Source organism: Spirillospora sp. NPDC046719, from assembly GCF_040645715.1.
GTDB lineage: Bacteria > Actinomycetota > Actinomycetes > Streptosporangiales > Streptosporangiaceae > Spirillospora.
On the sequence record NZ_JBEYYT010000829.1, the window covers coordinates 1 to 1,959 of the forward strand.

Here is a 1,959-nt window from a genome sequence, read left to right on the forward strand (position 1 = left end):
CCCCTCCAACTCCCGCTTTGACGGCCTTAGGGTCCTCGCCCGGGCCATCACCCCGGCCGTGGCGCGCCTCCAGTACCGAAGCCCAAAACGCTCCCCCCCCCCCCCCGGCCGCGGGGGCGCCCCGCGCGCCCCGGCGGCCCTGTCGTACCCGGCTGCCAGACTGCCCCGCATGACCGAGGACGAGTTCTGGGACCTGGTCGAGCGGTCCCGCGGCCACTCCCCCGACCCGGGCCGCCGGCTGGCCTGGCTCGAAGAGCGGCTCGTCCGCCTGCCGCCGGCGGAGATCGCCGACTTCCAGGTCCGCCAGGACGAGACGCGCCTGCGGTCGGACACCCACGCGCTCTGGGGCGCCGCGTACCGGATCATGGGCGGCCTGTGCTCGATGGACGCCTTCTGGTACTTCCAGCCCTGGCTGATCGGCCAGGGCCGCCGGACGTTCCACCTCGTCACCGCGGCCCCCGACCTGCTGGCGGAGCTGCCCGGCATCCGGCGCCTCGCGGGCCGCCCGATGGGCGGATGGTCGGACGCGGAATGGCCGGAGTGGGAGTCGTTCAACTACCTGGCCGCCACCGCCTACGAGCGCCTCACCGGAGACGAGGACGGCCTGAGCGACGCCCTGCTCGCCCGCGGCCACGAGACGCCGTACGACACCGCGCCCGCCGACCCGTCCTGGGACTTCGACGACCCTGCGGAGATCGCCCGGCGGCTTCCCCGGCTCTCCGCCCTCTTCCCGGCGCGGGCGCGAGGCTAGCGTGGGCCCGGGCGAGTCGATCTTCGTGAGGAGGCCGGTATGAGCGTCGCGCTGTTCACGCTGGGCGGGACGATCGCGATGGCGGGGCACGGTCCCGGCCGCGACGGCGGGACGGTCGTGGCGCGGCTGAGCGGCGCCGACCTGATGGCCGCCGTCCCCCGGCTGGCCGGCGTGGGCGTGCCGCTGGAGGTGCGGGACATCGAGGCCGTCCCGAGCGCCCGGCTGACGTTCGCGCGGATCCTCGACCTGGTGCGGCGGGCGTCGGACGCGGTGCGGGACGGCGCGCTCGGCATCGTGGTCACGCAGGGCACCGACACACTGGAGGAGACGGCGTTCCTCGCCGACCTGCTCTGGACCCATGACGAGCCGTTCGTGATGACGGGCGCCATGCGGAACCCGACGCTGGCGGGCCCGGACGGCCCCGCCAACCTGCTCGCGGCCGCGCACGTGGCCGCGGCGCCGCAGGCGCGCGGGCTCGGCGCGCTGGTGGTCATGAACGACGAGATCCACGCGGCGCGGTGGGTGCGGAAGGCGCACAGCACGAGCACCGGGGCGTTCACGTCGCCGAACGCCGGTCCGATCGGGTTCGTCCACGAGGGGCGGGTCGGCGTGCACGGCGGAGTGCCGCGCCGCGCGCCCGTCGAGGTCGACGCGGCGGCGCTGGCCAGGGTGCGGGTGGGGCTCCACACCGTCGTGCTGGACGACGATCCGTCGATGATGAACGCGGAGGGGTGCGACGGGTTCGTCGTGGCGGGCTTCGGGGTGGGGCACGTGCCCGCCTCGTTCGCGCCGGTACTGGGCGATCTCGCGCAGCGCGTGCCGGTGGTGCTCGCGTCGCGGACGGGGGCCGGGCCGGTGCTGCGCGACACCTACGGCGCCGCCGGCTCCGAGACCGATCTCCAGCGGCGCGGGCTGATCAACGCGGGGATGCTCGACCCCTACAAGGCCCGCGTCCTGCTGCGGGTCATGCTCGCCGCGGGCGCCGGCAGGGACGGCGTCGCCGCCGCGTTCGCCGAGCGCGGGTGACGGCGCGGGCGACAGTGCGGGTGGTCACGCGGACGCGAGGCGGAGGCCGGTGTCCGTGGCGGCGATCAGCGTCCCGTCCGTGCTCAGCGCCAGGTCGTTCACCCGGGCCGGCAGGAGGACGCGGCGGCACGGCGTGACGGACGCGGCGTCCCACACCAGCAGCTCGCCGCCGACGTCGGCGG

2 protein-coding genes are annotated in these 1,959 nt (G+C 76.0%); both read left to right on the top strand.

The window, feature by feature from the left end; genetic code table 11:
- Positions 1-169 precede the first annotated feature (169 nt).
- Entirely contained in the window at positions 170-751 is a 582-nt protein-coding gene (locus tag ABZ914_RS50715) for a DUF4240 domain-containing protein (protein ID WP_500201730.1), read from the top strand.
- Between the two features lie 39 nt (positions 752-790).
- Positions 791-1,777 carry an asparaginase gene (locus tag ABZ914_RS50720; RefSeq protein ID WP_500201731.1) on the top strand — a complete coding sequence of 329 codons (987 nt, stop codon included), beginning with the start codon at positions 791-793 and terminating at the stop codon, positions 1,775-1,777.
- Positions 1,778-1,959: the final 182 nt, after the last annotated feature.

Coding starts and splice junctions, on each gene's coding strand:
- ABZ914_RS50715 (WP_500201730.1), top strand. CDS start 170: ATGACCGAGGACGAGTTCTGGGACCTGGTCGAGCGGTCCCGCGGCCAC.
- ABZ914_RS50720 (WP_500201731.1), top strand. CDS start 791: ATGAGCGTCGCGCTGTTCACGCTGGGCGGGACGATCGCGATGGCGGGG.